General features: G+C 71.1%; 22 protein-coding genes. 5 read left to right on the top strand and 17 right to left on the bottom strand.

The window, feature by feature from the left end; genetic code table 11:
- Positions 1-34: 34 nt before the first annotated feature.
- Positions 35-781 (top strand): SDR family oxidoreductase, encoded by a 747-nt coding sequence (locus ACWCRB_RS09385; protein ID WP_450995466.1) that lies wholly within the window; start codon positions 35-37, stop codon positions 779-781.
- Positions 782-858: 77 nt separating this feature from the next.
- Positions 859-1,038, top strand: a complete 180-nt coding sequence (locus ACWCRB_RS09390; RefSeq protein ID WP_450995467.1) for a hypothetical protein — start codon at positions 859-861, stop codon at positions 1,036-1,038.
- On the opposite strand, the gene ACWCRB_RS09395 is transcribed toward ACWCRB_RS09390, so the two are convergent.
- From ACWCRB_RS09395 to ACWCRB_RS09420, 6 genes are all read right to left on the bottom strand, one after another.
- Positions 1,035-3,806, bottom strand: coding sequence for an ATP-binding protein (locus ACWCRB_RS09395; RefSeq protein ID WP_450995468.1), 2,772 nt, complete (start codon positions 3,804-3,806; stop codon positions 1,035-1,037). The genes ACWCRB_RS09390 and ACWCRB_RS09395 overlap by 4 nt on opposite strands.
- 115 nt (positions 3,807-3,921) lie before the next feature.
- Complete coding sequence (locus tag ACWCRB_RS09400; RefSeq protein WP_450995469.1) at positions 3,922-4,863, bottom strand: hypothetical protein; 942 nt, start codon at positions 4,861-4,863, stop codon at positions 3,922-3,924.
- Positions 4,860-5,345: a hypothetical protein gene (locus ACWCRB_RS09405; RefSeq protein ID WP_450995470.1), complete on the bottom strand. Its 486-nt coding sequence runs from the start codon at positions 5,343-5,345 to the stop codon at positions 4,860-4,862. Before ACWCRB_RS09405 ends, ACWCRB_RS09400 begins: the two co-directional genes overlap by 4 nt.
- Positions 5,346-5,351: 6 nt before the next feature.
- The gene (locus tag ACWCRB_RS09410; RefSeq protein WP_450995471.1) at positions 5,352-6,575 is read right to left on the bottom strand and encodes a macrolide family glycosyltransferase; all 1,224 of its coding nucleotides are present in this window, start codon (positions 6,573-6,575) and stop codon (positions 5,352-5,354) included.
- Complete coding sequence (locus tag ACWCRB_RS09415) at positions 6,572-7,531, bottom strand: patatin-like phospholipase family protein (protein WP_450995472.1); 960 nt, start codon at positions 7,529-7,531, stop codon at positions 6,572-6,574. Before ACWCRB_RS09415 ends, ACWCRB_RS09410 begins: the two co-directional genes overlap by 4 nt.
- A 92-nt stretch (positions 7,532-7,623) precedes the next feature.
- On the bottom strand, positions 7,624-8,628 hold the full coding sequence (locus ACWCRB_RS09420; RefSeq protein WP_450995473.1) for an alpha/beta hydrolase: 1,005 nt from the start codon (positions 8,626-8,628) through the stop codon (positions 7,624-7,626).
- A gap of 218 nt (positions 8,629-8,846) precedes the next feature.
- On the opposite strand from ACWCRB_RS09420, the gene ACWCRB_RS09425 reads away from it, so the two are divergent.
- A complete protein-coding gene (locus ACWCRB_RS09425) occupies positions 8,847-9,536 on the top strand; it encodes a sigma factor-like helix-turn-helix DNA-binding protein (RefSeq protein WP_450995474.1) in 690 nt (229 codons plus the stop codon).
- Between the two features lie 20 nt (positions 9,537-9,556).
- Here ACWCRB_RS09425 and qcrB read toward each other — a convergent pair whose 3' ends face one another.
- Together qcrB and ACWCRB_RS09435 are read right to left on the bottom strand one after the other, a co-directional pair.
- Positions 9,557-11,146 (bottom strand): cytochrome bc1 complex cytochrome b subunit, encoded by a 1,590-nt coding sequence (gene qcrB / locus ACWCRB_RS09430; RefSeq protein WP_450995475.1) that lies wholly within the window; start codon positions 11,144-11,146, stop codon positions 9,557-9,559.
- Positions 11,147-11,186: 40 nt separating this feature from the next.
- Complete coding sequence (locus ACWCRB_RS09435; RefSeq protein WP_450995476.1) at positions 11,187-11,480, bottom strand: WhiB family transcriptional regulator; 294 nt, start codon at positions 11,478-11,480, stop codon at positions 11,187-11,189.
- A 212-nt stretch (positions 11,481-11,692) separates the two neighbouring features.
- On the opposite strand from ACWCRB_RS09435, the gene ACWCRB_RS09440 reads away from it, so the two are divergent.
- Positions 11,693-12,562: an RNA polymerase subunit sigma gene (locus ACWCRB_RS09440; protein ID WP_450995477.1), complete on the top strand. Its 870-nt coding sequence runs from the start codon at positions 11,693-11,695 to the stop codon at positions 12,560-12,562.
- A gap of 9 nt (positions 12,563-12,571) precedes the next feature.
- Here ACWCRB_RS09440 and ACWCRB_RS09445 read toward each other — a convergent pair whose 3' ends face one another.
- Positions 12,572-13,492 carry a sigma-70 family RNA polymerase sigma factor gene (locus tag ACWCRB_RS09445; RefSeq protein ID WP_235472525.1) on the bottom strand — a complete coding sequence of 307 codons (921 nt, stop codon included), beginning with the start codon at positions 13,490-13,492 and terminating at the stop codon, positions 12,572-12,574.
- Between the two features lie 167 nt (positions 13,493-13,659).
- Here ACWCRB_RS09445 and ACWCRB_RS09450 point away from each other — a divergent pair, with 167 nt between their 5' ends.
- The gene (locus ACWCRB_RS09450; protein WP_450995478.1) at positions 13,660-14,103 is read left to right on the top strand and encodes a hypothetical protein; all 444 of its coding nucleotides are present in this window, start codon (positions 13,660-13,662) and stop codon (positions 14,101-14,103) included.
- A gap of 28 nt (positions 14,104-14,131) precedes the next feature.
- Here ACWCRB_RS09450 and ACWCRB_RS09455 read toward each other — a convergent pair whose 3' ends face one another.
- The 8 genes from ACWCRB_RS09455 to ACWCRB_RS09490 all read right to left on the bottom strand — a co-directional run.
- The gene (locus tag ACWCRB_RS09455; protein ID WP_450995479.1) at positions 14,132-14,473 is read right to left on the bottom strand and encodes a hypothetical protein; all 342 of its coding nucleotides are present in this window, start codon (positions 14,471-14,473) and stop codon (positions 14,132-14,134) included.
- Positions 14,460-15,812: an NAD(P)/FAD-dependent oxidoreductase gene (locus ACWCRB_RS09460; RefSeq protein ID WP_450995487.1), complete on the bottom strand. Its 1,353-nt coding sequence runs from the start codon at positions 15,810-15,812 to the stop codon at positions 14,460-14,462. Before ACWCRB_RS09460 ends, ACWCRB_RS09455 begins: the two co-directional genes overlap by 14 nt.
- Positions 15,813-15,860: 48 nt before the next feature.
- Complete coding sequence (locus ACWCRB_RS09465; RefSeq protein ID WP_450995480.1) at positions 15,861-18,641, bottom strand: cation-translocating P-type ATPase; 2,781 nt, start codon at positions 18,639-18,641, stop codon at positions 15,861-15,863.
- 543 nt (positions 18,642-19,184) lie between these two features.
- A complete protein-coding gene (locus ACWCRB_RS09470; RefSeq protein ID WP_450995481.1) occupies positions 19,185-19,808 on the bottom strand; it encodes a TetR family transcriptional regulator in 624 nt (207 codons plus the stop codon).
- Between the two features lie 114 nt (positions 19,809-19,922).
- On the bottom strand, positions 19,923-21,008 hold the full coding sequence (locus ACWCRB_RS09475; RefSeq protein WP_450995482.1) for an MSMEG_0565 family glycosyltransferase: 1,086 nt from the start codon (positions 21,006-21,008) through the stop codon (positions 19,923-19,925).
- Positions 21,005-21,841 carry a carbon-nitrogen hydrolase family protein gene (locus ACWCRB_RS09480; RefSeq protein ID WP_369034257.1) on the bottom strand — a complete coding sequence of 279 codons (837 nt, stop codon included), beginning with the start codon at positions 21,839-21,841 and terminating at the stop codon, positions 21,005-21,007. Before ACWCRB_RS09480 ends, ACWCRB_RS09475 begins: the two co-directional genes overlap by 4 nt.
- Entirely contained in the window at positions 21,838-22,698 is an 861-nt protein-coding gene (locus ACWCRB_RS09485; RefSeq protein ID WP_450995483.1) for a carbon-nitrogen hydrolase family protein, read from the bottom strand. Before ACWCRB_RS09485 ends, ACWCRB_RS09480 begins: the two co-directional genes overlap by 4 nt.
- Positions 22,695-23,499: MSMEG_0567/sll0787 family protein (locus ACWCRB_RS09490; protein WP_450995484.1), on the bottom strand; the 805-nt coding region annotated here is incomplete at its 5' end. The genes ACWCRB_RS09485 and ACWCRB_RS09490, both read right to left, overlap by 4 nt.

A 23,499-nucleotide genomic window follows, 5' to 3' on the forward strand; every position in this document is an offset into this window, starting at 1 on the left:
AGTACAGAGAAAGAACCTCCGGAAGGAATCCGTTATGAAGGTCGTAGTGATCGGTGGAACCGGACTCATCGGCTCGAAGGTGGTCGGCAAGCTCAACGCGCACGGCCACGAGGCGGTCGCGGCGGCGCCCAACACCGGCGTCAACACGCTGACGGGCGAGGGCCTGGCCGAGGTCCTGGAGGGCGCGTCGGTCGTGGTCGACGTGTCCAACTCGCCCTCCTTCGCGGACGACGCCGTCATGGAGTTCTTCCGCACCTCCACGACCAACCTCCTCAAGGCGGAGACCGAGGCCGGTGTGACCCACCACGTGGCACTGTCCGTGGTCGGCACCGAGCGCCTCCAGGCGAGCGGCTACTTCCGCGCCAAGCAGGTCCAGGAGGACCTGATCAAGGAGTCCGGGATCCCCTGGTCCATCGTCCACGCCACCCAGTTCTTCGAGTTCATGAAGGGGATCGCGGACATGTCGACCGAGGGCGACACGGTGCGTCTGGCCCCGGTCAAGATCCAGCCCATCTGGTCCGACGACGTGGCCGCGGCCGTCGGCCGCACCGCGGTCGGCTCCCCGCTCAACGGTCTCGTGGAGGTCGCGGGACCCGACGTGTTCCAGCTCGACGAGCTGATCCGCAAGGGGCTCGCCGCCAAGGGCGACCCCCGCCAGGTCGTCACGGACCCGCACGCCCCGTACTCCGGTGCCGAGGTGCAGGAGAACACGCTCGTCCCGGGGCCGGGGGCGCAGATCGCCGAGACCCGGTTCACGGACTGGCTGGCCCAGCAGCACTAGTCCTGCCAGTGGTCCCCTGCCCGCGGGCAGGGGACCACATTTCGCTGTGAACTCCGCTCCCGAGGAAATGACCTTCCATGCCCGACCACAGGGAATTGACGATTTCGGAGAACCGGGAAGGAATGGCGGCCATAGTCGTGTCGCTGACCGCCGAAGCCACCGAACTGGAAACCCGCGCCGCCGAACTGCGCCGGGAACTAGTGGACGTCGACAAACGGATGGAAGCCATTTCCGACGCTCTGCACCGGCTGCGTTAGGCGGGTGTCGCCTCGCCTTCGAGGCTCAGGGTGCGGATCTCCTTGCGGGAGGAGATGCCGAGTTTGGAGAAGACCTTGCGGAGGTGCCATTCGACCGTGTGGCGGCTGATGAACAGCTGGACGCCGATCTCGGAGTTGGTGAGCCCTTCGCCGGCGAGGCGGGCGATCTGCGCCTCCTGGGCGGTGAGGGCCGCGGGCGTCGCGACGACCTGGCTGCGCACCTTCGCGCCTGCGGCCTGCAGTTCGCTTCGCGCGCGTTCGGCGAACGCCTCGGCACCGAACTCGCCGAACATGTCGTGGGCGACGCCCAGTTGGGCACGGGCGTCGACGCGGCGGTTCTCGCGGCGCAGCCATTCGCCGTACAGGAGGTGTGCGCGGGCCAGCTCCACGCGGGCCCGGGTCCGGGCGAGCCGTTCGATCGCCTCGCGGTGGAGCCGCTCCGCCGCGTCGCCCTCACTCACGAGGGCCCGCGAGCGCGCTTCGACACCGAGCGCCCAGTCCGTGCCGCTGGCCCGGGTCGCCACGGAGAGTTCGTCGAGCGCGACGGCCGCCGGCTCGGGCGAACCGCTGCGTACGGCCGCCTCGACCAGCTCGACGAGGCCCCAGCGCGGCGACGCGAACTCGTACGGGTGGGCGGCTGCCTCCCGGGCGGCGGCCAGCGCTTCCGTGTACTGGCCGAGGCTGTTGCAGAGCACCGCGTGGTACCAGTGGGTGACGGTGACAGCGGCCCCCTGTCCCCGCGGTACCGCCTCGCTCATGATCGCGTCGATCAGCGCCCGGGCCTCGCTCTCGCGGCCCCGCCAGGCGGCCAGACCGAGCGGCAGTACGCGCGTCGGGTTGCTCCCGATCGCCGCGCACACCGTTGCGACCTCGTCGACCAGCGACGCGACCGCCGTCAGCTCCCCGGCAAGGAGGTGTGCGTGCGCACGGGCTTCGAGCACGTCGGGCAGTGTGCTGAGCGCACCGGCTTCGCGGATGAGCGTCAGATGACGGTCCGCGACGATGTGCCCGCGCTCGTCGTCCCACAGATCCGCGGCGAGGACGCCGGCGAGCCAGAGCCAGCGCAGCGCGTCCTGGACGGGGAGTTCCTCGTCGCAGAACGCTTCGAGGACGCGTCCCATCATCGGCACCGAGGCCGGGTAGCCGTCGGTGAGACGCACGGCGACGGCGTCCAGCAGCAGGTCGGGCAGCCGCGTCGGCCGCTGGGGCGGCGGCGCGGCGCGCGCTGCCTCGCCCACCTCCGGCAGTCCGGGGCCGTGTGCCAGTCGGCCGGCGAATATCGCCGCCGCGACGGCGTCCAGGTAGGTGTCGCGGGCGAGTGCGGCATCGAGCGGCCCGAACCGGCGGGCGGCGGTGAGCAGCAGCTCAGGTGCCTCACTGCCACGGTTCTGGGCGAACGCGATCCCGGCGTTCAGTACGTCGATCCGGGCGCGCCCCAGTTCGTCGAGGGGTCCGGCCTCCGCCGTGGTGAGGAGGGCCGCCGCCGGTTCGAAGGCGCCGGCGTGAAGCGTCGCCTGTGCGGCGTCGACCGCGCGCTGCGCCCGCCGGGCGGGATCCTGCGTGAGGGTTGCCGCGCGCTGGAGGAACGCGGCCGCCGCCGCGATGCCGCCGCGGGCCTGTGCCCGGTCCGCGGAGCGCTCCAGTTCGGCGGCGACCGTCTCGTCGGGTCCCGGGGTCGCGGCGGCGAGATGCCAGGCCCTGCGGTCGGGGTCGAGCCGGGCGTCGGTCGCGTCGGCGAGCGCCTGGTGCGCCTCGCGCCGGTCCTGCGGGCTCGCCGCGCGATAGGCCGCCGAGCGCACCAGCGGGTGCCGGAAACGTACCCAGGTGCCGAGGGTGATCAGTTCCGCCGCGTCGGGGTGGGAGGCGGCGGTGTCGACGTCGATGCCCAGCCGTTCGGCGGCGCCCCGCAGCAGCGTCACGTCGCCGATGGGCTCGGCGGCGGCGGTGAACAGCAGGCGCCGGGTCTCGGCGGGCAGCGCCTGGACGCGGCGGAGGAAGTCCTGTTCGATCTGGGTCGGCAGGGACAGTGTGTCGGGGCGCCCGAAGCCGCCCGCCAGCTCCGTCGTGGTGGCCCCGCGAGGCAGTTCCAGCAGGGCCAGCGGGTTGCCGCGCGACTCGGCGACGATCCGGTCGCGCACCCGCTGGTCGAGCGGCCCGGTGACGACCGAGTCGAGGAGTTCGCGGGAGTCGTTCTCGGACAGTCCCGTCACGGGCAGCTCGGGCAGACCGTCCAGAGCCTCACCGGCGCTCAGTTCACGGACGGCGAAGACCAGGGCGACCGGTTCCACGAGCAGCCGGCGGGCGACGAACGCCAGGGTCAGTGCGGAGGCGCGGTCCAGCCACTGTGCGTCGTCGACGAGGCAGACCAGCGGTCGGTTCCCGCCGGCGTCCGCGATGAGGCTCAGCGTCGCGAGGCCCACGAGGAAGCGGTCGGGCGCGGCGCCGCCCCGTAGTCCGAACGCCGTGCCGAGTGCGTCGCGTTGCGGCTCGGGCAGCTGGTCGAGGCCGGCCAGCAGCGGAGCGCAGAGCTGGTGCAGTCCGGCGTAGGAGAGTTCCATCTCGGACTGGACGCCGGAGAACCTGACCGTGCGGCATCCGGTGGCGCGGCCGAGGAAGTACTTCAGCAGTTCGGTCTTGCCGATCCCCGCCTCGCCGCGCAGGACCAGGACCCCACTGCGCCCGGCCCTGGCGCCGGCCAGCAGGGCGTCGAGGGCCTGGCATTCGTGCTGCCTTCCGAGGAGTCCGGCGCCCGCACCGCTCCTCGCCATGGCAGTTCTCCTGTCTGACACACCCCGGTGGGTATCGTAATACGCCTCCCGATCGCTGCGCTGGTGTGGTTGTGGAAGCAAAGACAGGCACTTGTTGCCGACGGGACCGGTTCTTCTACGGTCGCGGGATGTCGGTCTCCGCGGTCGCGCCCCGCTGGGCGCGGACGATCGCGATCACGGTCTCGGTGGTGCGGTCGAGGTAGCTGCGGCCGTCGGGCAGTCGGCCCTCCGGGCTGATGTAGCTGCGCGGGCCGAGGTGGGTGGCCGGGTCGAGCCGGTGCACGGTGATCTTCCCGGCACGGTTGGCGCGATTCCATTTGCTGCCGCGAAAAGGTCGCCAGCGCTGCGGGAAGATCCAGGTACCGACCCGTTCGATCCGGTCGCCCGCGCTGGTGAGCTGATGGACGTGGTCGGCGTGGGTGAGGTCGTTGGCGCCGTTGTGGAACCCGCCGAGCATGATCACCGTGAGCGGGCAGCGCAGCTGGGCGTGGAGTTCCTCGACCGCGCCGGTGGCGACCTGGGCGCCGCCGCTGTAGCCGAGCAGCACCACGGGGATGCCGCTGCCGGGCTCGTACCCGGCGAGCCTGAGTTGCGTGGCGATCTGGGAGCCGACGGCCCTGTTGTACAGGGGGCGGTACCGGCGGTCGGCGGCGACGAAGACCTGCATGACGTTGTGCAGGAACAGCAGCAGCCCGGCATGGTGGCGCAGCCACCACGTCCACGTCGGCCGGTCGGCGAGCGGGTCGGCCAGTGGCGAGTACGGCTGCACCTGGCCCAGTACCCGTAGCTCCGGCGCCCCGGCGAGCACGGCCTTGACCAGCTGGCCGCCGTCCCGGGTGTCGCGGACGCGGCGCTTGCCGATGCCGTCCAGGTAGACGAGGTAGGCGTCCGGGGGGCTGTCGGGGGCCGCGCCCCGGGCGTAGGGCGTGCCCGCCGGGAGTTCGGTGACGGGGGCCCGCCAGCCGGCGCTGTAGGCGAGCACCTCGTAGCGGGCCAGCAGGGCTTCGGCGATCAGGGCCGGTCCGAGGAGACAGGCCCAGAGCAGGAAGTCGTTCATACGGTCACCTCCGGCGGCCGGGTCGCGCTGACCCGTACGACCAGCCGTCGTACGCCCTCCACGGTGACGCCGAGACCGGCTCCCGCGACGGTCACGCATCCGGCGGCGCTCCACCAGCCGAGCCCGGTCGCGGCCGCCAGGGGTTCGACCAGACCGGCTCCGACACCCACGAAGACCACCAGGTGGAGGAAAGGCCCGAGCAGCGGGAAGGCGAGGACCGCGGAGAGCACCAGCGGGGCGACCAGGCTCGGCGTCCATTCCAGGCCGGTGCCCGGTGGCGGGGTGGACAGCACCAGTTCGGCCAGGGTCCAGGCGGTCAGCGGCCACAGGGCGAACACCGTGGCCTCGACGAGGCCGGCGGCCACCAGCAGCCCGGCCACGAAGGTGCGGGACATGCCGGGCCGGCGGGACACCAGGGGCAGGATGCGTCCAGCGGCTTCCGACAGCCCCGCGAACAGCAGCAGCACGATGACGGGAGACATCGCCGCTCAGCCTCTCGGTGACGGGTCGACGGGCACCGGGTGCCGGACCGGGCCGGCCTCCCGCAGATACTCCTCGAGTTCGTCGGCTGCCCGCCGATAGCCGCCCGCCTTGTGCTGGGCGGCCCGCAGTTCGGTCGCGGCGGCCCGGAACCCGGGCTCGTGGAGCAACCGCCGGGCGAGGGCACGTACAGAGACCTTTTCGACGTCCTCGGTACGGATCGACAGACCGGCGCCGAGTTCGACGACGCGTCGGGCCACCATCGGCTGGTCGGCGCCCTGCGGGACCACCAGCAGCGGAACCCCGGCGTACATGGCCTCGTTGACGCTGTTCATGCCGCCGTGGGTGACGAACAGGGCCGCGCGGGCCAGTACCTCCGGCTGCGGTACGAAGCGAAGGGCGAGGACGTTGGCGGGCAGCGGCCCGAGCGCGTCGGGGTCGGACTGCCCGGTGGACACGATCACGGTGCCGCCCAGCGGGGCGAGCGCGGTCGCGAAGGTGCGCAGCAGCTGCGGGTCGGCGTTGAACACCGTGCCAAGTGAGGCGTACAGGACCGGGTCCTGGAGCCGGTCGAACGGGAACGACGGGTCGGCCGGGCGGGCGCCGATGCTCGGGCCGACGAAGCGGTAGGAGCGGTCGAAGTCCTCGGCGGCGGGCTGGAACTCCCGCGAGGTGTAGACCAGGTTGAGCGGCTGGCGGATGTTCGCCACGTCGATCAGCGGCAGACCTCCTGCGGCGAAGCGCCGGTGCAGCGTCCAGCGGGACCGCAGATAGCCTCGGAGGCTGCGGGGCCGCTTCCGCGCGGCGTCCAGCAGTTCCTTCGAGCCGTGGGTGGGACTGGGGACCTCGCGGTTGAAGGCGAACGTGGTGAACGACGAGACCGCCGGAACCCCGAGTTCGCGGGCGGCGACCGCGCCCCACAGACAGGCACTGTCGTGGACGATCAGATCGGGTGGCTCGCGCCGGAGGTCGCCGAGCACGGCGGGCAGCCAGCGTACGGCGGTGCTCGCGAGCGCCTCCATCCAGGTGAGCGGTGTCGGCGGGTCGGGGAACGGCTGGTCGCCCCCGCGGTAGAGGTGCACGGTCCCGCCGACGGCCTCGATCTCGTCCCGGAACTCGGGCGTGGTGTGGTAGGTGACGGTGTGGCCGCGCCGGACCAGTTCGGCCACGAGCGGCAGCGTCGGATTGACATGGCCGTGCATGCCGATGTTGAGGAACGCGATGGTGCTCACAGGCCTGCCTCCAATGGGGACGAAGTTGTCGCCCCGCCACGAAGGGCGGGTGCCGTCGAGGGGGCGTCGACGCGGTACAGACCCGGCCCGTCGATGTGCAGCCCGTCGAGAAAGCGCCCCGCCGTGCGGGAGGCGGTGTTGATCAGGCGCTGGGAATGGCGGAAGTCCCAGGGGGCGGGCCAGGCCTCGATGCCGGTGGGAAGCACCACGGTCGGCAGGTCCTTGGCCACCTCGTGCAGGTCACGTTCGATCTGGTGGCGCAGCAGGAGCAACCCGGCCCTGGCGGCGATCGCGCCGGCGCGCCGGCGCGGATCGATGGGTTGCAGCGGCGAGCTCTCCGGCCCGGTCGCCACCACGACGATGCTGGCCGCCCCGGCCTGCTGGGCCGCCAGTACCGGGACGTAGGCGACCACTCCCCCGTCGACGAGGGTGCGGCCCCCGCGTTCCACCGGGGGCAGTACGCCGGGAATGGCGGCGCTCGCCAGCAGGGCGGACTCGAGGTCTCCGTGGTCGAGCAGCACCGGAGTGCCGGTGACCAGGTCCATGGCCACGGCGGTGAAGGGAACCGCCAACTGTTCGATCCGCGACGGCAGTCCGGCCCGGGCGATCAGGCGGCGCAGGCCGCGGTCGGTGAAGAGGCTGGCCCGTGAGGACAGATAGCCGAGCGGATACACCTCACGGCGCCGCAACTGGGTCCACACATGGTCCAGCCATGGCGCGGCCCGCTCGGGGTGGGTCGCCGCGATCGCCCCGTTGAGGGCACCCACCGAGGTCCCGATGATCATGTCCGGGACGAATCCGCGCTGCTCCAGCGCGTATCCGACACCGACGTGCGCCGCCCCGAGCACCCCACCGGCGCCCACCACCACCGCCACGGGACGGGGAAGGGCGCGCAGACCCGCCGATGTCGGCTCCCCGGGCGGCCGGCTCGATGACGGGGGACGAGTGACCCTCACGGTGATCAACCTTTCTTCCCATGGCGCTGAATCGGATGTGGTCCCGCAAGGAGGACCGGGCTACCACTCGATCTGTGACACCACTGCCACGATCACAATGTGTGAGTCCCGGGCTGCCACCGTGTGTTCCGGCCATGAACGTCTGCGTCCGTGCCGTGCAGAGCGGTGCGCAGGGTGTGGATCGCCTGGTCCACCGCGGTGGTCGCGGCCTGGGTGGCCCGGAGGGGGTTGAGCATCATGAAGTCGTGCGGGGCGCCGTTGATCCGGATGCTGACGGTGGGTACGTCGGCCTGGGTCAACCGGCGGGCGTACGCCTCTCCCTCGTCCCGCAGTACGTCGCTGCCGTCGACGATGACGAGTGCGGGCGGCAGTCCTTGCAGTTCCTCCAGGCTCGCCAGGAGCGGTGAGGCGGTGACCTCCGTCCGCCGGGCCGGGTCGGGGGTGTAGCAGTCCCAGAACCAGGCCATGGCTCTGGCCGTGAGGTAGGGGCCGTCCGCGAACTCCCGGTAGCTGTCGGTGTTCTGGGCCGCGTCGGTGACGGGGTAGTACAGCGACTGGTGCACGAAGGTCACGTCGCCGCGCCGCTTGGCCATGAGGGTCAGGGCGGCGGTCATGTTGCCGCCGACGGAGTCGCCGGCGACGGCCAGGCGGGAGGCGTCCAGGCCGAGTTCGGCGCCGTTCGCGGTGATCCACCGGGCCGTCGCGTAGGCCTGCTCGATGGCGACCGGGTACTTGGCCTCGGGTGCGCGGTCGTACTCCACGAAGGCGACGGCGGCGTTCGTCCCGACGGCCAGTTCGCGCACCAGACGGTCATGGGTGCCGGCGTTGCCCATGACCCATCCCCCGCCGTGCACGTACAGGACGACCGGCAGTGTGCCGTGGCCACCGACGGGCTTCACGATGCGGACCGGTACGTCGCCCACCTCGGCGGGCACCGTGATCCATTTCTCGTCCACGTCCGGCATCTCCACCGGCTCCGCCTGCAGTTCGTCCAGGAATTTTCGGGCACCTTCCGGACGCAGCTCGTGCAGGAACGGTGGGACGGACGTCGTGTCCGCGAGTTCCTGAGCCGCGGTCTCAAGAACGTGCTTCGTCATCACGGCACTCCTTGGGTCGGCAGGCTCGTGCCCACTGTCACCTCTATGACAGGGCGCGTGCCGAAGGTGTGACAGGCCCGCCCGGCCACGGATCCGCCATGGCACGACCACGGGGTCTCCTACGGGTTCCTACGGGCGCGCTCGGCTGCCCCCGGGCGGGACGCTGGCCATCGCAACCCTTCAAGCCGTTGCCCCCGGAGCGAGCAGAGGAGCCGGTCGTGTACACGTATCCGGTCCAAGGCAGGCAGGGTCGGGAGACGGCCGGCACGACGGCCGACCCGACGATCGGTGACCTGGACGCCGCGACGTCGGTGTTCGTCCGCGCCAGACCCGGGCTGCTCAGGATCGCGGGCCGGATCGTCGGCAACGCGAACGAGGCCGAGGACGTCATCCAGGAGGCGTGGCTCCGCTGGCAGGGCACGGACCGCACGCTCGTCCTGAACCCGTCGGCGCTGCTCAGGACGACCACCAGCCGGCTGGCCCTCAACGTCGTCCAGTCCGCCTGGAGGCGCCGGGAGTCCTGCGCCAGCCCCTGGCTCCCGGAACTCCTGGACGACCGGGTGACCCCGGAGGCGGTGGCCGAGCAGCGGGACGCCGTCGAGGCGGCGGTTCTCCTGCTGATGGAGACACTGACACCGAGCCAACGGGCGGCCTATGTCCTGCGCGAGGGTTTCGGCTATCCGTACGGGCGGATCTCCGAGGTGCTGCGGCTGAGCATCGCCAACGCGAGGCAGCAGGTCACCCGCGCCCAGCAGCGTCTCGCCACCGGCCATTGCCGACGGCCGGTGGACTCCGTCGCGCATCGACGACTTGTCCAGGCGTTCCTCGCGGCAGCCCGGTCCGGTGACCTCGCCGGCCTGGAGCAGGTACTCTCCGAGGCCGACTCGGACGCGGACAGCAGGTCCTGAGGGTCGCCCGCCCGGGGGTGTCAGTGCCGGTGTTCACCGGTGATCTCCTGGTACTCCTGTGCGGTCGGCTTGATGATCTGCGCGCCTTCGCCGTAGAAGCCGCGACTGAGCCTGGCCCGCAGGCGCCGGGCAACACGTGACCCGGCGTTCGGGCCTTCGCCGTTCACCGAGAGGCGGGCATCGATCGGTTTGTACTGCTCGTGCTGGGTGAGCGCGTGCAGTTGTTCCTGGCCGAGCGGCTCGTGCACCTCGACGAACTCACCGTGCGGCAGGCGTTTGACGATGCCGGTCTCGCGGCCGTGCAGGACCTTGTCCCGGTCCCGGCGCTGGAGACCGAGAGCCCACCTCTTGGTTATGGCATAGGCGGCGAGAGGTACGACGAGCAGGCCGATGCGAACCGCCCATGTCACGGCGTTGACCGAGACATGGAGGCGGAGGGCGATGATGTCGTTCGCGGCGCCGATCAGGGCGACCAGATAGAAGCTGATCCAGGCGACCCCGAGTGCCGTTCGCACCGGCCTGTTTCGCGGTCGGTCGAGGAGGTTCTGCTCACGGTCGTCGCCGGTCACCCAGGATTCTATGAACGGGTATGCGCCCAGTGCGAGGAAGAGACCGACGCCGACCAACAGCGGGATGAGGTTGTCGAGGGCCAAGGTGTAGCCCCCGAAGGTGATTTCCCATCCGGGCATGACCCGCAACAGTCCGTCCGCCACACCCATGTACCAGTCGGGCTGCGATCCGGCCGAGACCTGGTCGGCACGGTAGGGGCCGTATTCCCAGATGGGGTTGATCTGTGCGATCGCGGCCATGACGAATATGACACCGGAGACCAGGAAGAAGAACCCCGCCGACTTCACGGCACGCACCTTCGGCGGCAGGCCCACCACATTCCTGTGGGTCCGCCCCCGGCCCGGATACTGCGTGTGCTGATGGCGCAGGACCAGGATCAGATGGGCGACGAGCAGTCCCACCATGAGGGCCGGAATGATCAGAACGTGGATCGTGTTGAAGCGCGCCACCAGATCCTCCCCCGGGAATTCGCCTCCGAAGAGGAACATCGAAAGGTAGGTGCCGACGACCGGGATGGACAGGATCGTTCCGTTGACGACCGCGAGTCCCGTTCCGGAGAGGAGGTCGTCCGGAAGGTCGTATCCCGTCAGCCCTCCGAACATCCCGAGGATCAGCAGCAGGAATCCGAACACCCAGGTGAGCTCGCGGGGTTTACGGAAGGCGCCGGTGAAGAACACCCGCATCATGTGGACGAGCATGGCCGCCACGAAGACCAGCGCTGCCCAGTGGTGGGCCTGCCGGATCAGCAGGCCACCACGGACGTCGAAGGAGATGTGCATGGTCGAGTCGAACGCCTCGGACACCAACTGGCCCCGCAGCGGCGCATAACTGCCCTGGTACTCCACTTTCTCCATCGAGGGATGGAAGTACAGCGTCAGATACACGCCCGTCACGATGATGATGAGAAAGCTGTAGAGGCATATCTCGCCCAGCATGAACGACCAGTGGTCCGGAAAGGCTCTCCGCGCTTTCGACTTCAGCGAGCCATGGAAACCCAGACGACCCTCGAACCATTCGGCGACCCTTGTCCCGTCACCCATATCCGTACCACCATCCATGAATCAAGTCGGCCCGGGCCGTTCACGCCGCCGTCGAGACCGTTTTCTCGTCCCGGCGGGCCCCGCGTCGCCGCATCGCACGGCGTTCGCTCTCCGTCGTACCGCCCCAGATGCCTTCCACATGCCCCACGTACATGGCCCAGTCGAGGCACTGTTCCTCGACGGGGCAGCGACGGCAGACAGCCTTGGCCTCGTCGACCTGTACGTGCGTCAGGCCGCTTATTCCGATGGGGAAGAACAGGTCGGGGTCGTCGACGCGCAGACAGGCTGCCCGTTCGCGCCACCGCACGGCATAGTCCCCGCGTTCAGCAGTCATGAGAGATCAGACCTCCGGAGTTCGTCGTCCGACAGGAGGCCCCGGAATTCGATCATGGAGTTTCTCGGCTCCACGAGAAGGCGCCGGGGGTTTTGTCACCTGAGACCGGGCAAGCGGCACAGGTGTGACACCCGCCCCCGTGTCACAAGATCCGTGGGTGTCCGGTCAATTGGACGGAGCCGAGAAATATGGTGTGAGAGGAAGGCCGCTGTATGGACCATGCTGACGCGGTGCCGATCGCGGAGCTGCTCGACGAGCGTCGGTATCTGCTGGATGTCGCGTACTGGATGCTGGGCAGTCCCGGCGCCGCGGAGAGCGTCGTCGACGAGACCTACCGCCAGTGGTACGCGCTGTCCGACGCCGAACACGGCCGGATCACCGCGCCCCGGTCCTGGCTCGCGAAGACCGCGGGCGGGATCTGTCTGGGCCGGCTTTCCCTCCCCGACCGGGGCACGGCCACGGAGGCGCAGACGGACGCGCCTCGCGCACAGGCCGACGAGGAAGGGCTCGAGGAGGAGGTGGGTCAGGTGCTGCTCCATGCGCTGGACCTGCTCTCGCCCGCCGAGCGGGCGGCGTTCGTCCTCAACGACGTGTTCGGGCTGGCCCCCGGCGCGATCGCCGACGTCGTCGGACGTCCCGAACCGGAGTGTGCCGAACTGGCCGACCGGGCCCGCCACAGTCTGCGGCAGCGGCGCTCACGTCCCACGACGCCGGCGGAGCAGGACGCCCTCGCCCGCGCCGTCCGCCAGGCCTGCGTGAGCGAGGACGCCGAGCGGCTGGCCTCGCTGCTGTCCGCGGACGCCACCGCGTTCTTCGACGGCGGCGGCAAGGTACGGGCCCTCACCAGGCCCGTCCACGGCGACCGGCCGGTCGCCGACAGCCTGCTGACGCTCCTGGCCCACCGCCCGCGCACCACGGTGACCACGCATCCGGTCAACGGCACCACGGGGCTCGTCGTCCGGTACGACCGTCAGGTCGCCGCCGTCATCAGCCTCGACATCGCCGACCATCACGTCGCCCAGGTCTGGGTCGTCCTCAACCCCGACAAACTCCGTTCCTGGAACCGGCCGACCGGAGCCTGACGCGACCGGTCACTTCCGGTTGCCGGCGGCCGAGAAGCGCGAACCCGAGTCGATGAACGCGGCGATCTTGCTGGGGCTGAACACCCACATCAGCTGATGGACGCCTTCCTCCGAGGCGGCCAAGGTCATGAACGCGATGGCCTGGCCGTCCCGTTGGACCAGCACACCCGTGGAACCGTTGGCGTCGACCAGCCTGGGTTCCGCCCCCCGCCAGAGCTTCGGATACGTCACCATCTTGGCCACACGCGCACGCCCCAGCACCGGGATACGGGCACAGCCCCGCATCCCGTTGCCGTCGGACAGACTGACGATGCCGGGCGTCAGCAGGGCCTCCAGTGAAGCCACATCCCCTGTCTGGGCCGCCGCGACGAAGACGTTGAGCAGACGCCGGTGCTCCGCCGCGTCCACGCTTCCCCGCTGTTCCTCCGACAGATGCTTGCGGGCCCGGCTCACGATCTTCCGTACGTTGACGAGGCTGAGTTGAAGGATCTCGGCTATCTCGGGATAGGCGTAGTCGAACGCCTCGCGCAGTACGTACGCGGCACGTTCGGCGGGGCTCAGTCTCTCCAGCACCAGCAGCAGCGCCATTTCGAGAGCCTCGGCGCGCTGCGCGCCCAGCTCCGGGTCCGAGCTGGTGTCGACGGGCTCCGGCAGCCACGGCCCGATGTAGGTCTCCCGGCGCACACGCGCGGACTGCGCGACGTTGATGGCCAGACGGGTCGTCGCGCTCGACAGGAAGGCCACCGGGCTGAGCACGACGGAACGGTCGGTCTTCTGCCAGCGCAACCACACTTCCTGGACCACGTCCTCGGCCTCGACCGCGCTGCCGAGCACACGGTAGGCGATCCCGAAGAGACGGTTCCGGTGCTGCACAAAGACAGAAACAGCCTCTTCCAGGTCGCTCGTCGTGGGGGACGGTTCGAGATCCATGGTCCAGCGGTCTCCGTTCCTCCGGTTGCGTCTGCTCCACTAGACCGAGCAGGAGCCGCTTTTGTGACAGTGGCGTTCCGCGGACACACTGTGTGGGTGCGACCGTTGGTAAACTGCGACGGCTGCCCGGCGCACTGCGCGGCAGCGCGAGTCACTGGGAGGAACACATGGTCTCCGGAGCAGCGCACAGCATCGAGATCACCGCTGAGAGCCTTCAGGAGGACCTGGCCCGCCTGCGGATCCAGAAGCAGGCGCTGGAACGGGAGTTGGCGGCCGTCGTGGCCCATCTCGGTTCCGTGCAGCGGACTCTCAGTGCCCTGCAGCCCCTGATGCGGACGGCGCCCTCCCCCGAACCGCAGACCAACGGTGTCTCCGCCGAGCCCTCGGACTCGGACGGGCAGAAGTCGTACGGCAGGCTCACCGAGCAGATCATGGAGTACTTCGCCGGCATCGGTGACACCGCCGTACGGGCCCGCGATGTCGCCGCGGCTCTCGGCCGTGACACCGACAGCGGAAGCATCAACGGTGTCCGCAGCACCCTGGACCGCCTGGTCGGCGCCTCCCGCGTGCAGCGGGCCGGCCGGGGCCTCTACCGCGCCGGCCGTTCGTAGACGTACCGGGCGTACCCGGCCCGGTGGTTCAGCTCACCGTCGCCACGATCACCACGCACAGCGCGGCCATCACGAAGGTGATCAGGGTCATCGCGGCCATGGTGCCCCGCAGCCAGCGCCCGAGGCGGACGCGGTGCTGCGCGTGCGCCGCGCCGATGCTGTCGGCGATGTGGTCCGTCACCATGCGGGCCACGTACGTCTGTTCGTCGAGATACCAGCGTTCGATGTGGGTCTTCTGCGCCGGGGTCAGCCCGGGCTCCCGTGAGACGAAGTCCGCCACGCGCTGGTGTGCCGCGTGCAGATGGGCCTCGCGGTAGAGAAAGGTCTCGATGTCGGTCAGGCCGCGTGCGGCCTCTTCACGCGCGTCCATGGTCTGCTCCAGAGAGGGAAGCGGTGCGTGGGTCGCCGCTCGTCACGAAGGCGTCCCGTGGGTGCTGGACGGAGGCGAGGGAGACGAGGTCCCTGCCGAACAGGGCCGCGGTGAGCCAGACGGTGAGCACACGGATCTTGCGCTCCCACGTCGGCACGGCCAGGACGTGATATCCCCGGTGCATCAGCCAGGCGGGGAATCCCTTGATGACGATGTTCCGGTACTGGAAGATGCCACGCCCCAGCCCCAGCGTGGCCACCACTCCCAGGCTGCCGTGGCGGTAGTTCCGGACCCTGCCTCCGTGCAGGGCGGCCGCGATGTTCCTGGCGAGGAGCCTGCCCTGCCGTACGGCGTGCTGGGCGTTCGGCACCGTGCGCGCCCCCGGTATCGGCAGCGCCAGGTCGGGAACGGCCGCGTCGTCCCCGGCCGCCCACACGTCGGGCAGCGGTTCGCTGTCGGTGCCCACGCGCAGGTCGGGCCGGACCACGAGCAGGCCCCGCTCGTCGACGGGCAGGTCCGTGTGGCGGTGCACGACCGGGTTCGAGGCGTTGCCGGCGGTCCAGACGACGAGTTCCGAGTCGAACTCCTCGCCGGTGGAGAGCACGACGTGCCCGTCGACGGCGGAGACGAGCTGTGCGTCGAGGTGCACCTGCGCGCCACGGCGTTCCAGGGAGCGCACCACCCACTCCCCCGGCCCGTCGCTCACCTCGGGCAGGATGCGGTCCCTGGCCTCGACCAGATGGAAGGACAGGTCAGCCGGGCCCAGCTCCGGGTAGTACTTGAGCATCGCCGTGGCCAGCGACAGCAGTTCGCCGAAGCCCTCGACGCCGGAGAACCCGCCGCCCACGAAGGTGACGGTGAGCAGCTTGCGCCGTTCGGCGCCGGGCGGCAGCGTCGCGGCCTGGTCGAACGCGGTCAGCAGCCGGTCGCGGATGGCCACGGCCTCCTCGACGTGCTTCAGACCGATGGCGTGCTCCGCCAGACCGGGGATGGGGAAGGTACGCGTCACCGCGCCGGCGGTGACGACGAGGATGTCGTAGCTCAGCTCGAAGTCGTTCCCGTCCGCCGGCCGGACCGTGACCGCCCGGTCCACGTGCCGGACCTCCGTCACGCTCCCCGCGATCAGCCGGGTCCGGCGCAGATGGCGCCGCATCGACACGGCGGCATGGCGTGCCTCGACCGAACCGGCCGTCACCTCCGGGAGAAAGGGCTGGTACGTCATGTACGGGCGCGGGTCGACGACGGTCACCCGGGCCTCGCCCGCCCGCAGGGACTTCTCCAGGCCCCACGCGGTGTAGAAGCCCGCGTAGCCGCCGCCGACGATCAGGATCTCACGCATGGTTCCCATGGCTTCCTCTGTTTCTCGTCCGTCAGTCACATAGACAGTTCAGCGCGCCACGGTGTGACAACGGTGTTTGCGGGGCGCCGACCGTACGGCGCGCAGGGCGTATTCGGCGAGCAGCACGGTGGACGCGGTGCCCAGGCTCAGCGCCCATTGGGCCGCGGTCAGCGGCACGGTCCCGAAGACCGTGCCCGCCCAGGGCAGTTGGACCACGGCGACCTGTACGACGAGGACACCGGCCAGGCAGAGCCACAGCGCGCGGTTGCGGAGCTGGAAGCGGCCCAGCACTGGGCCCTCGTCGGTGCGGGCGCCGAGGGCGTTGAACAGCTGGAAGAGGACGAACGTGGTGAACGCCATGGTCAGTGCGGTGTCCGGGTCGACGTACGAGCGGGCGACGGCGAAGAGCGTCACGGTGCCGGCGGCCATGACCGCGCCGGCCCAGCCGATGGCGAGGAGTCTGCGGCCGTCCAGGATCCGTTCCCCGGGGTCGCGCGGCGGGTGGCGCATCACGTCGTCGCGGGCGGGGTCGACGGCCAGGGCCATCGCGGGCGGACCGTCCATGATGATGTTGATCCACAGCAGTTGGGCCGCCGTGAGCGGGGAGGGCAGTCCGGCGAGGGAGGCGCTGAGCAGGGTGAGGATCGCGCCGATGTTGGTGGCCAGCTGGAAGCGGACGAACTTGACGATGTTGGCGTAGATGGCCCGTCCCTCGCGGACGGCCCGCACGATCGTGGAGAAGTCGTCGTCGGTGAGGACCATGTCGGCGGCTTCCTTGGCCACGTCCGTGCCGGTGATGCCCATGGCGACGCCGATGTGGGCGGCCTTGAGCGCGGCGGCGTCGTTGACACCGTCACCGGTCATGGCGACGACGTGTCCCCGCTCGGTCAGTGCCTGGACGATCGCCACCTTGTGTTCCGGGGCGACCCGGGCGAACACGCCGATGTCGTCGACGCGCCCGGCGAGTTGTTCGTCGGTCATCCGGTCCAGGTCGGCGCCTGTCACGACGTCACCGGCGATGTCCAGTTCGCGGGCGATGGCCGCCGCGGTGTCGGCGTGGTCACCGGTGATCATCTTCACGGCCACTCCCGCCGTACGGCACAGGGCGATCGCGTCCCGTGCCTGTGGCCGGGGCGGATCGGCGATCCCGGCGATCGACACCAGGGTCAGCCCGGGAAGCGCCGCCGGGGTGAAGGTGCTCGGCGAACCGTCCAACACAGCGGTGGCCGCGCCGAGCACCCGCAGTCCGGAGCTGCCGAACCGCTCCGCCACTGCGACGACCTCCTCCCGGCGCTCTTCGTCGAGGGCACGCGGGCCTTCCACGGTGAGGACATCCGTGCACATGCCCAGCAGGACGTCGACCGCGCCCTTGACGTGGACGCGGGTGCGGCCGTCGGGTTCGGTGTGGAAGGTGGCCATGTACTTGGTGGCACCGTCGAAGGGCAGCTCACCCACGCGGGGCAGCTCCGCACGGGTCCATTCGGCGTCCACCCCGGCCTTGGCGGCCAGGACGACCAGTGCGGCCTCGGTCGGGTCGCCGATGTAGTAACCGCCGGTCAGGCGGGCGTCGTTGCACAGGGCGAAGGGGAGTACGGCGTCACGCAGATCGTCGCCGGGAGGCGTGCCGTCGGCCGGAGTCGGGTCGACCGCGCCATGAACGCGAACGGTGCCTGTCGTCCCGTATCCCTCCCCCGTGACGTCGTAGTGCCTGCCCGCGCTCCACAAGGTGCGCGCGGTCATCTCGTTGAGGGTGAGCGTGCCGGTCTTGTCGCTGCACACGACGGTCGCCGCACCGAGCGACTCCACCGAGGCGAGCCGTTTGACGATGGCGCCGCGCCGGGCCATGCGGTGCACGCCGAGTGCCAGGGTCAGGGCCAGTACGGCGGGCAGCCCCTCGGGGATCGCGGCGACGGCCAGGGCCACGGCCTGCAGCGCGATGTCCGAGAGGGGCTCGCCGCGGATCCAGGCGCTCAGGGCGTAGGCGACGACCGCGACCCCGCTCAGCAACGCCAACCGCCGCCCCAGGCTGTCCAGTTGGACCTGGAGCGGGCTGGGCGGTTCCGTCCCGGTGCGCAACGCCTCGGCTATGGCGCCGACTTCGGTGCGCATCCCGGTGGCGGTGACGATCATCTCGGCGCGGCCCCGGGTCAGGGCGGTGTTCATGAACAGCATGTCGGTGCGCTCGGCGAGTGGTACCTGGTCGGTCGAGGCGGGGTCGACGGCCGTCACGCTCTTGGTGACCGGCTGGGACTCGCCGGTCAGGGCCGCCTCGTCCACCTCGACGGTCTCCGCGACGGTCAGCCGGCCGTCGGCCGGTACGCGGTCGCCCGCCTCCAGCAGGACCACGTCTCCGGGCACGAGGAGTTCTGCCTTCACCACCTGCTCGGTGCCGTCGCGGCGGACCTTCGCCATGGGCACGAGCATCCGGCGCAGCGCCTCCAGGCTGCGCTCGGCGCGCCGCTCCTGCCAGTAGCCGAGCACGGCGTTGATCTGCAGTACGACGGTGATCACCACCGCGTCCCTGATGTCACCGATGGCTCCGGCCACGACGGCGGCGATCAGCAGGATGACGATGAGCCAGTTGCGGAACTGGTCCAGGAACTTCAGCCACTCGGGGCGCCGGGCCGGTTCGGAGAGCTGGTTGGCGCCGTTGACCGCCGTGCGCTCGGAGACCTGCCCCGTGCTCAGCCCCACCCCCGGGACGACGCCGAGCCGGTCGGCCACCTGGGCGGCGGTCTGTCGGTAGGCGTCCGGTTGACCTGCGGAGACCTCTGTGGCGGTGGCTGCGCGTGCGACCTTGCTCTCGGGTTGCCCGTCCAGCGTCGTCATGTGCGTTCCTCGGGTCAGCGGGCTCGTGGATGCTTCCAGCCGTATGACCGGGCGTGGGACGAGGATGTGACACGCACGGCCGGGGACATCCGCCGCGGACCGTCAGCCGACGGCCACGGTCATCCCGGCGTGAGCCACTTCCGCCGAGGCCGGTCCTAGCAGCAGCCCGGCGGCTCCAGGGTGCCGATGACCCGGTAGCGGCCCGGGGGCATGCCGAGGTGCGCTGCTGCCCGGCGCATGAACGGCACCCCGGTGCGCGGGAGTGGACGCCGTCTGAGTCGCACACGGACCGCGCGGCCCGGAGGCCGGGGACTACTCCTCCCGGCCTCCACCATCCCCTTTTCTGTTCGCTCGCACCTGAGGCGCCGACGCGACGGGGCCCACGGTCGGTTGAGGCTCGGTGTTGTCCCGCGGCTATGCGGCCCGCTGCCCGCCTCCGGGCACGCGACGCGACGTCACGTCGGTCGGTGTCCCGTGCGTCGCTCCAGAGCACGGTGCACGCTCAACGGCGGCCCCCAGCACAGGGGTTCGCCGGGCCGAGGCTCAGTCCTCGGCCGCCGCCTCGTCGACCACGGCACTCGCCCGCCTCTCCGGTACCCCGGCCGCGATGAGCGTGGCGACGGCCACCCGGGTGCCGTCGTCCTCCAGCGCCCCGGTGTTGACCTCTTCGAGCAGGGCGATCGTCATCGCCTCCAGGCCGGCGCTCAGCACCCCCGGCGGCAGATGGGAGTGGAAGACGCCGTCCCGCTGGCCCCGCTCCACGATGGCCGTGACCGTGACACGGGCGGGGCGGAGCAGCTCGGCGACCCGGGCCGTGCCCAGGTCCCGCTGCGCGAGTGCGAGGAGCATCCGGTAGCGGTCGCCCACCGGCCACATCGACAACGCGAAGTTCGCGAGCGCCCGCTCGGGCGGTTCCGTGCCCCGCGTGCCGACCGCGACAGCGTCCCGGAGAGCCTCGGCAGCCTCCTCGGCCAGCGCGTCCAGGAGCGCCGCCCGCCCGGGAAAGTGCCCGAAGAGCGTGCGCCGTACGACACCGGAGGCGCGGGCCAGCTCCTCCAGGGTGATGTCGGGGTTCCGCCCGAGCTCCTGGCGCGCGGTGGCCAGGATGCGCGCCCGGTTGGACCGCGCGTTGCTTCGCTGCGGCACACGACCGACGGGCTGGGACACGGAGCAACCTCGATGGGGAACGGACGAAGAACGGGCCGCCCCATTCTGACACGTGAGCCCCGGCACGAGCCGTCGAGAGGGTGCTCGGCGTCGCGGCGTCACCATGCCGGCCGATCAGCTCAGGGAGCGGTAGAAGTCCAGGTGGAGCCGGGCGGCGGTGGCCCAGGTGTGGTGGGCGGCCAGTCGGCGGCCGGCGGTCTGTCTGGCCGGGTCGGGGTGGGTGAGGGCTCGGGCGAGTTCGTCGGCCAGGTCCTGCGGGGTGGTGCCGAAGCGGGCGGCGGGGCCGAAGACCTCGCGCAGGACGGGGAGGTCGCGGACGACCAGCGGGACTCCGGCGGCCAGCGCCTCCATCGCGGCGAGCCCGAAACCCTCCTTGAGGGAGGGGAAGGCGAAGGCCCCGGCGGCTGCGACCAGGGCCGGGAGCTCCTCGTCGGGGACCGGGCCGAGGACGACGGGTTCGACGCCGAGTTCCGACGCCCGGGTCTCCCAGCGGGCCCGGTAGTCGCGGTAGTCGAACAGGGTCTCCCCGCCCGCGACGACCAGGCGTACGTCGGGATGTTCGGCCCGCAGCAGGGCGTACGCCTCCAGCAGGTCGAGGGAGCCCTTGCGGGGTTCGATGCCGCCGACCGTCAGGACGTACCGGCCCAGACGCGCGCGCCAGGCCGCCCGCGCCGCCGGGTCCGTGGTCGCGAACCGTTCGTACGCCACCCCGTTGGGGATGACCTCGGCCTTGAGCCCCCAGCCCCGGGCGAGTTCGTCGGCGACCGACCGGGAGACGCACACGTGCGCGTACGGCTCGACGATGGCCCGTTCGTGGCAGGCGGCCAGTTCGGGGGTGGTGAAGTGGTCGATGTGGTGGACCGTACGGACACAGGGGCCCGCCGCGTTGGCGCTGATGCAGTCCTGGGCGTGGACGATGTCGTAGGGGGCGGGGTCGAAGGCGGCGCGCAGGGTGGCGATGGAGCGCAGGACGCGTTCCCCGACCGTCTCGTCCTCGGGGCCGTCGGGGAAGGGCACGATCCGGACGCGTACGGCCGGGTCCACGGGCCGGAAGAAGGTGGCGTCGCCGCCCCGGCCGAGCGACCACACCGTGACGTCCTGTCCGGCGGCGGCCAGCGCCTCGGCGAGGGCGAGGGTGTGCACGACACCGCCGCGCGGCCGGGTCGAGTAGCTGAGGAGGGCGATCCTCATCGTCTTCATGACGGGGTCTCCCGGTAGGCGGCGGGCCTGCGTTCGTCGAGGTGGCGCAGGACGCGGCGGGCGCGGTCGATCTCGGCGGCGACGTCCACCTCGGCGACCGCGAGGCCCGCCTTGGCCCAGGTGCGGGCGAGGATGTCGCCGCCGGGCCCGACGACCTTGGACTGGCCGAGGAAGCGCATGCCGCCCATGGCGCCGGTCTGGTTGGAGGAGGCGAGGACGACCTGGTTCTCGGCGGCGCGCGACTGGTCGTACAGGTCGAAGAGCTTGGCCTGCCGGTCCTGGGCCATGCGAGGGGCGCGGTTGGTGATGCTGGTGGGCCAGGCGGAGAGGCAGGCGAGGATCTCGGCGCCGTCCAGGGCCAGGGAGCGGGCCGACTCGGGGAACGTCTTGTCGTAGTCGATGAGCATCCCGATCCGGCCGACCGGCGTGTCGAAGGCGTCGAAACGGTCCCCGGGCGCGTACGCGGCGACCTCCCCCGCCGGGAGGTGGACCTTGCGGTGGCGGCCGAGGACGCCGTCGCCGCTGACGCAGACGGCGGCGTTGTAGCGCTCGGTGCCGCCGTCCTCGCAGTAGCCGACGCAGACCACCATCTCGGCGGCCAGGCGGGCCACTTGGAGGATCACGGGGTCGTCCGGTTTGAGGGCCGGCGGCAGGGCCTCAGGGTCGGGGTGGCGCAGGTCGGCGAGGTAGCCGCCGAGGGCGGCGTCGGGCAGGACGAGCAGTCCGGCGCCGGATCCTCGCGCGTCGTCGATGAGTTTCGCGATACGGGCGAGGTCGAACTCCAGGTCGCGGCCGAAGTGGGCGGCGGCGGCCGCGATCCGGATGCTGCTCATGCGGTGACTGCTCCTGCGTACGTATAGGTTTCCGGGCGCCGGTCCCGCAGGTGCCCCATGGAGCGGCGGGCGGTCTCCAGGGCCTGGGCGACGTCGAGTTCGGCGACCGCCAGGCCGGCTTCGACTCCGGTGTCGGCGAGGATCTCGCCGCCGGGGTCGACGACCTTGGCGCTGCCGACGAAGCGTAGCGACCCGAAGGTACCCGCCTGGTTGGCGGAGATCCACACGATCTGGTTCTCCAGGGCGCGGGCCCGGTCGAACAGGTCGAAACGGCGCTTCCAGCGGTCGTTGACGAGATCGGTGACCGCGTTGGTCCGTGCGCCCGGCCAGGCCGAGACGACCACACCGATCTCGGCACCGTCGAGGGCCAGCGCGCGGGCCGACTCCGGGAACGCCTTGTCGTAGCAGATCATCATGCCGATCCGGCCGACCGGTGTGTCGAAGGCGTGGAACCGGTCCCCGGAGGCGTAGCTGGCGTCCTCGCTGAGCGGCTGGTGGACCTTGCGGTGGTTGCCGAGCACGCCGTCGCCGTTGACGCAGACCACGCTGTTGTAGCGGGTGTCGACGCCCTGCTCGGAAGCCGCCTCGCAGTAGCCCGCGACGACGGTCATCTCCCCGGCCAGGGCGGCCAGTCGGGCGATCTCGGGGCCGTCGAGGGCGAGCGCGGGCGGGCCCTCGTCCAGGGCGCTGTCGTCGTCGAGGCTGAGCAGATAGCCGCCGAGGCAGGCTTCCGGGAGCGCTAGCAGCCGTACACCCTCCTCCCGAGCCTCCTTGATCAGCCGCTCGGCGATCGCGAAGTCCTCTTCGAGGTCGCGGCCGAACTCGGCGGCCACGGCCGCCATACGCAGGGTGGTCATGCGGTCCCCATCCCGGTCACCGTGGAGGTGACCGCTTCGGTGATCTCTCCGTCGGGCCAGCGCAGCCCGACGCCTTGTCCGTCTGTCAGCTCCCCGCAGACGGCGCCCGTCGCGGGCCCCGCGGGGAGCGGTGGGGCGCCGGGCTCGTCGGTGGTGAGCATCGCGAAGCCGGGGAAGCAGGTCAGCCAGTCGCCCGTCGTCGCGGTCCCCGGCCTCGGTACGGCGGCCACGTCGAGGACGGCCCCGCAGCCGCTCGCCTCGGCGAGCATGCCGAGGGTGCCGGCGATCCCGGCCATCGACACGTCCTTGGCGGCGGCGGGTCGTGCGGCGGCCACCGCGCCTGTCATGGCGCGCAGTTCGTCCGTACGACGGTGACTTGACGAGTCCCACTGGCGGCCCCGGTATCCCGGGCGCCAGTCGCCACCGAGGTCGGCGGTGAGCCGTACGGCATGTCCTGGTCGTCCGCCGCCGCCCGGGACGGGGTGTGCGGTGCGGCCGAGTGCGGTCACCGACAGGGCTGCGGGCACGCCGAGTTGGGTGTGTCCGCCGAGCACCGGGACGCCGTACGCCTGCGCGGCGCGGGCGAGTCCGGCGAGGATCTGTCTGGCGTGGGCCAGGTCCTTCGCGCCCACGGCGTCGAGGAGTCCGACCGGTGAAGCGCCCATCGCGGCAAGGTCGTTGACGTTCACGAGGACCGCGCACCAGCCCGCCCACTCGGGGTCGCGCATGTGCGGGGGCGCGCGGGAGGATCCGCGGCGGGGCTGGGTAGGCAGGTGAGGGGCTGGGCATCCGTCTTTACCC

The sequence above is a fragment of the Streptomyces sp. NPDC002156 genome (assembly GCF_053593675.1).

Coding starts and splice junctions, on each gene's coding strand:
- ACWCRB_RS09385 (WP_450995466.1), top strand. CDS start 35: ATGAAGGTCGTAGTGATCGGTGGAACCGGACTCATCGGCTCGAAGGTG.
- ACWCRB_RS09390 (WP_450995467.1), top strand. CDS start 859: ATGCCCGACCACAGGGAATTGACGATTTCGGAGAACCGGGAAGGAATG.
- ACWCRB_RS09395 (WP_450995468.1), bottom strand. CDS start 3,806: ATGGCGAGGAGCGGTGCGGGCGCCGGACTCCTCGGAAGGCAGCACGAA.
- ACWCRB_RS09400 (WP_450995469.1), bottom strand. CDS start 4,863: ATGAACGACTTCCTGCTCTGGGCCTGTCTCCTCGGACCGGCCCTGATC.
- ACWCRB_RS09405 (WP_450995470.1), bottom strand. CDS start 5,345: ATGTCTCCCGTCATCGTGCTGCTGCTGTTCGCGGGGCTGTCGGAAGCC.
- ACWCRB_RS09420 (WP_450995473.1), bottom strand. CDS start 8,628: ATGACGAAGCACGTTCTTGAGACCGCGGCTCAGGAACTCGCGGACACG.
- qcrB (WP_450995475.1), bottom strand. CDS start 11,146: ATGGGTGACGGGACAAGGGTCGCCGAATGGTTCGAGGGTCGTCTGGGT.
- ACWCRB_RS09435 (WP_450995476.1), bottom strand. CDS start 11,480: ATGACTGCTGAACGCGGGGACTATGCCGTGCGGTGGCGCGAACGGGCA.
- ACWCRB_RS09440 (WP_450995477.1), top strand. CDS start 11,693: ATGGACCATGCTGACGCGGTGCCGATCGCGGAGCTGCTCGACGAGCGT.
- ACWCRB_RS09445 (WP_235472525.1), bottom strand. CDS start 13,492: ATGGATCTCGAACCGTCCCCCACGACGAGCGACCTGGAAGAGGCTGTT.
- ACWCRB_RS09450 (WP_450995478.1), top strand. CDS start 13,660: ATGGTCTCCGGAGCAGCGCACAGCATCGAGATCACCGCTGAGAGCCTT.
- ACWCRB_RS09455 (WP_450995479.1), bottom strand. CDS start 14,473: ATGGACGCGCGTGAAGAGGCCGCACGCGGCCTGACCGACATCGAGACC.
- ACWCRB_RS09460 (WP_450995487.1), bottom strand. CDS start 15,812: ATGCGTGAGATCCTGATCGTCGGCGGCGGCTACGCGGGCTTCTACACC.
- ACWCRB_RS09465 (WP_450995480.1), bottom strand. CDS start 18,641: ATGACGACGCTGGACGGGCAACCCGAGAGCAAGGTCGCACGCGCAGCC.
- ACWCRB_RS09475 (WP_450995482.1), bottom strand. CDS start 21,008: ATGAAGACGATGAGGATCGCCCTCCTCAGCTACTCGACCCGGCCGCGC.
- ACWCRB_RS09480 (WP_369034257.1), bottom strand. CDS start 21,841: ATGAGCAGCATCCGGATCGCGGCCGCCGCCGCCCACTTCGGCCGCGAC.
- ACWCRB_RS09485 (WP_450995483.1), bottom strand. CDS start 22,698: ATGACCACCCTGCGTATGGCGGCCGTGGCCGCCGAGTTCGGCCGCGAC.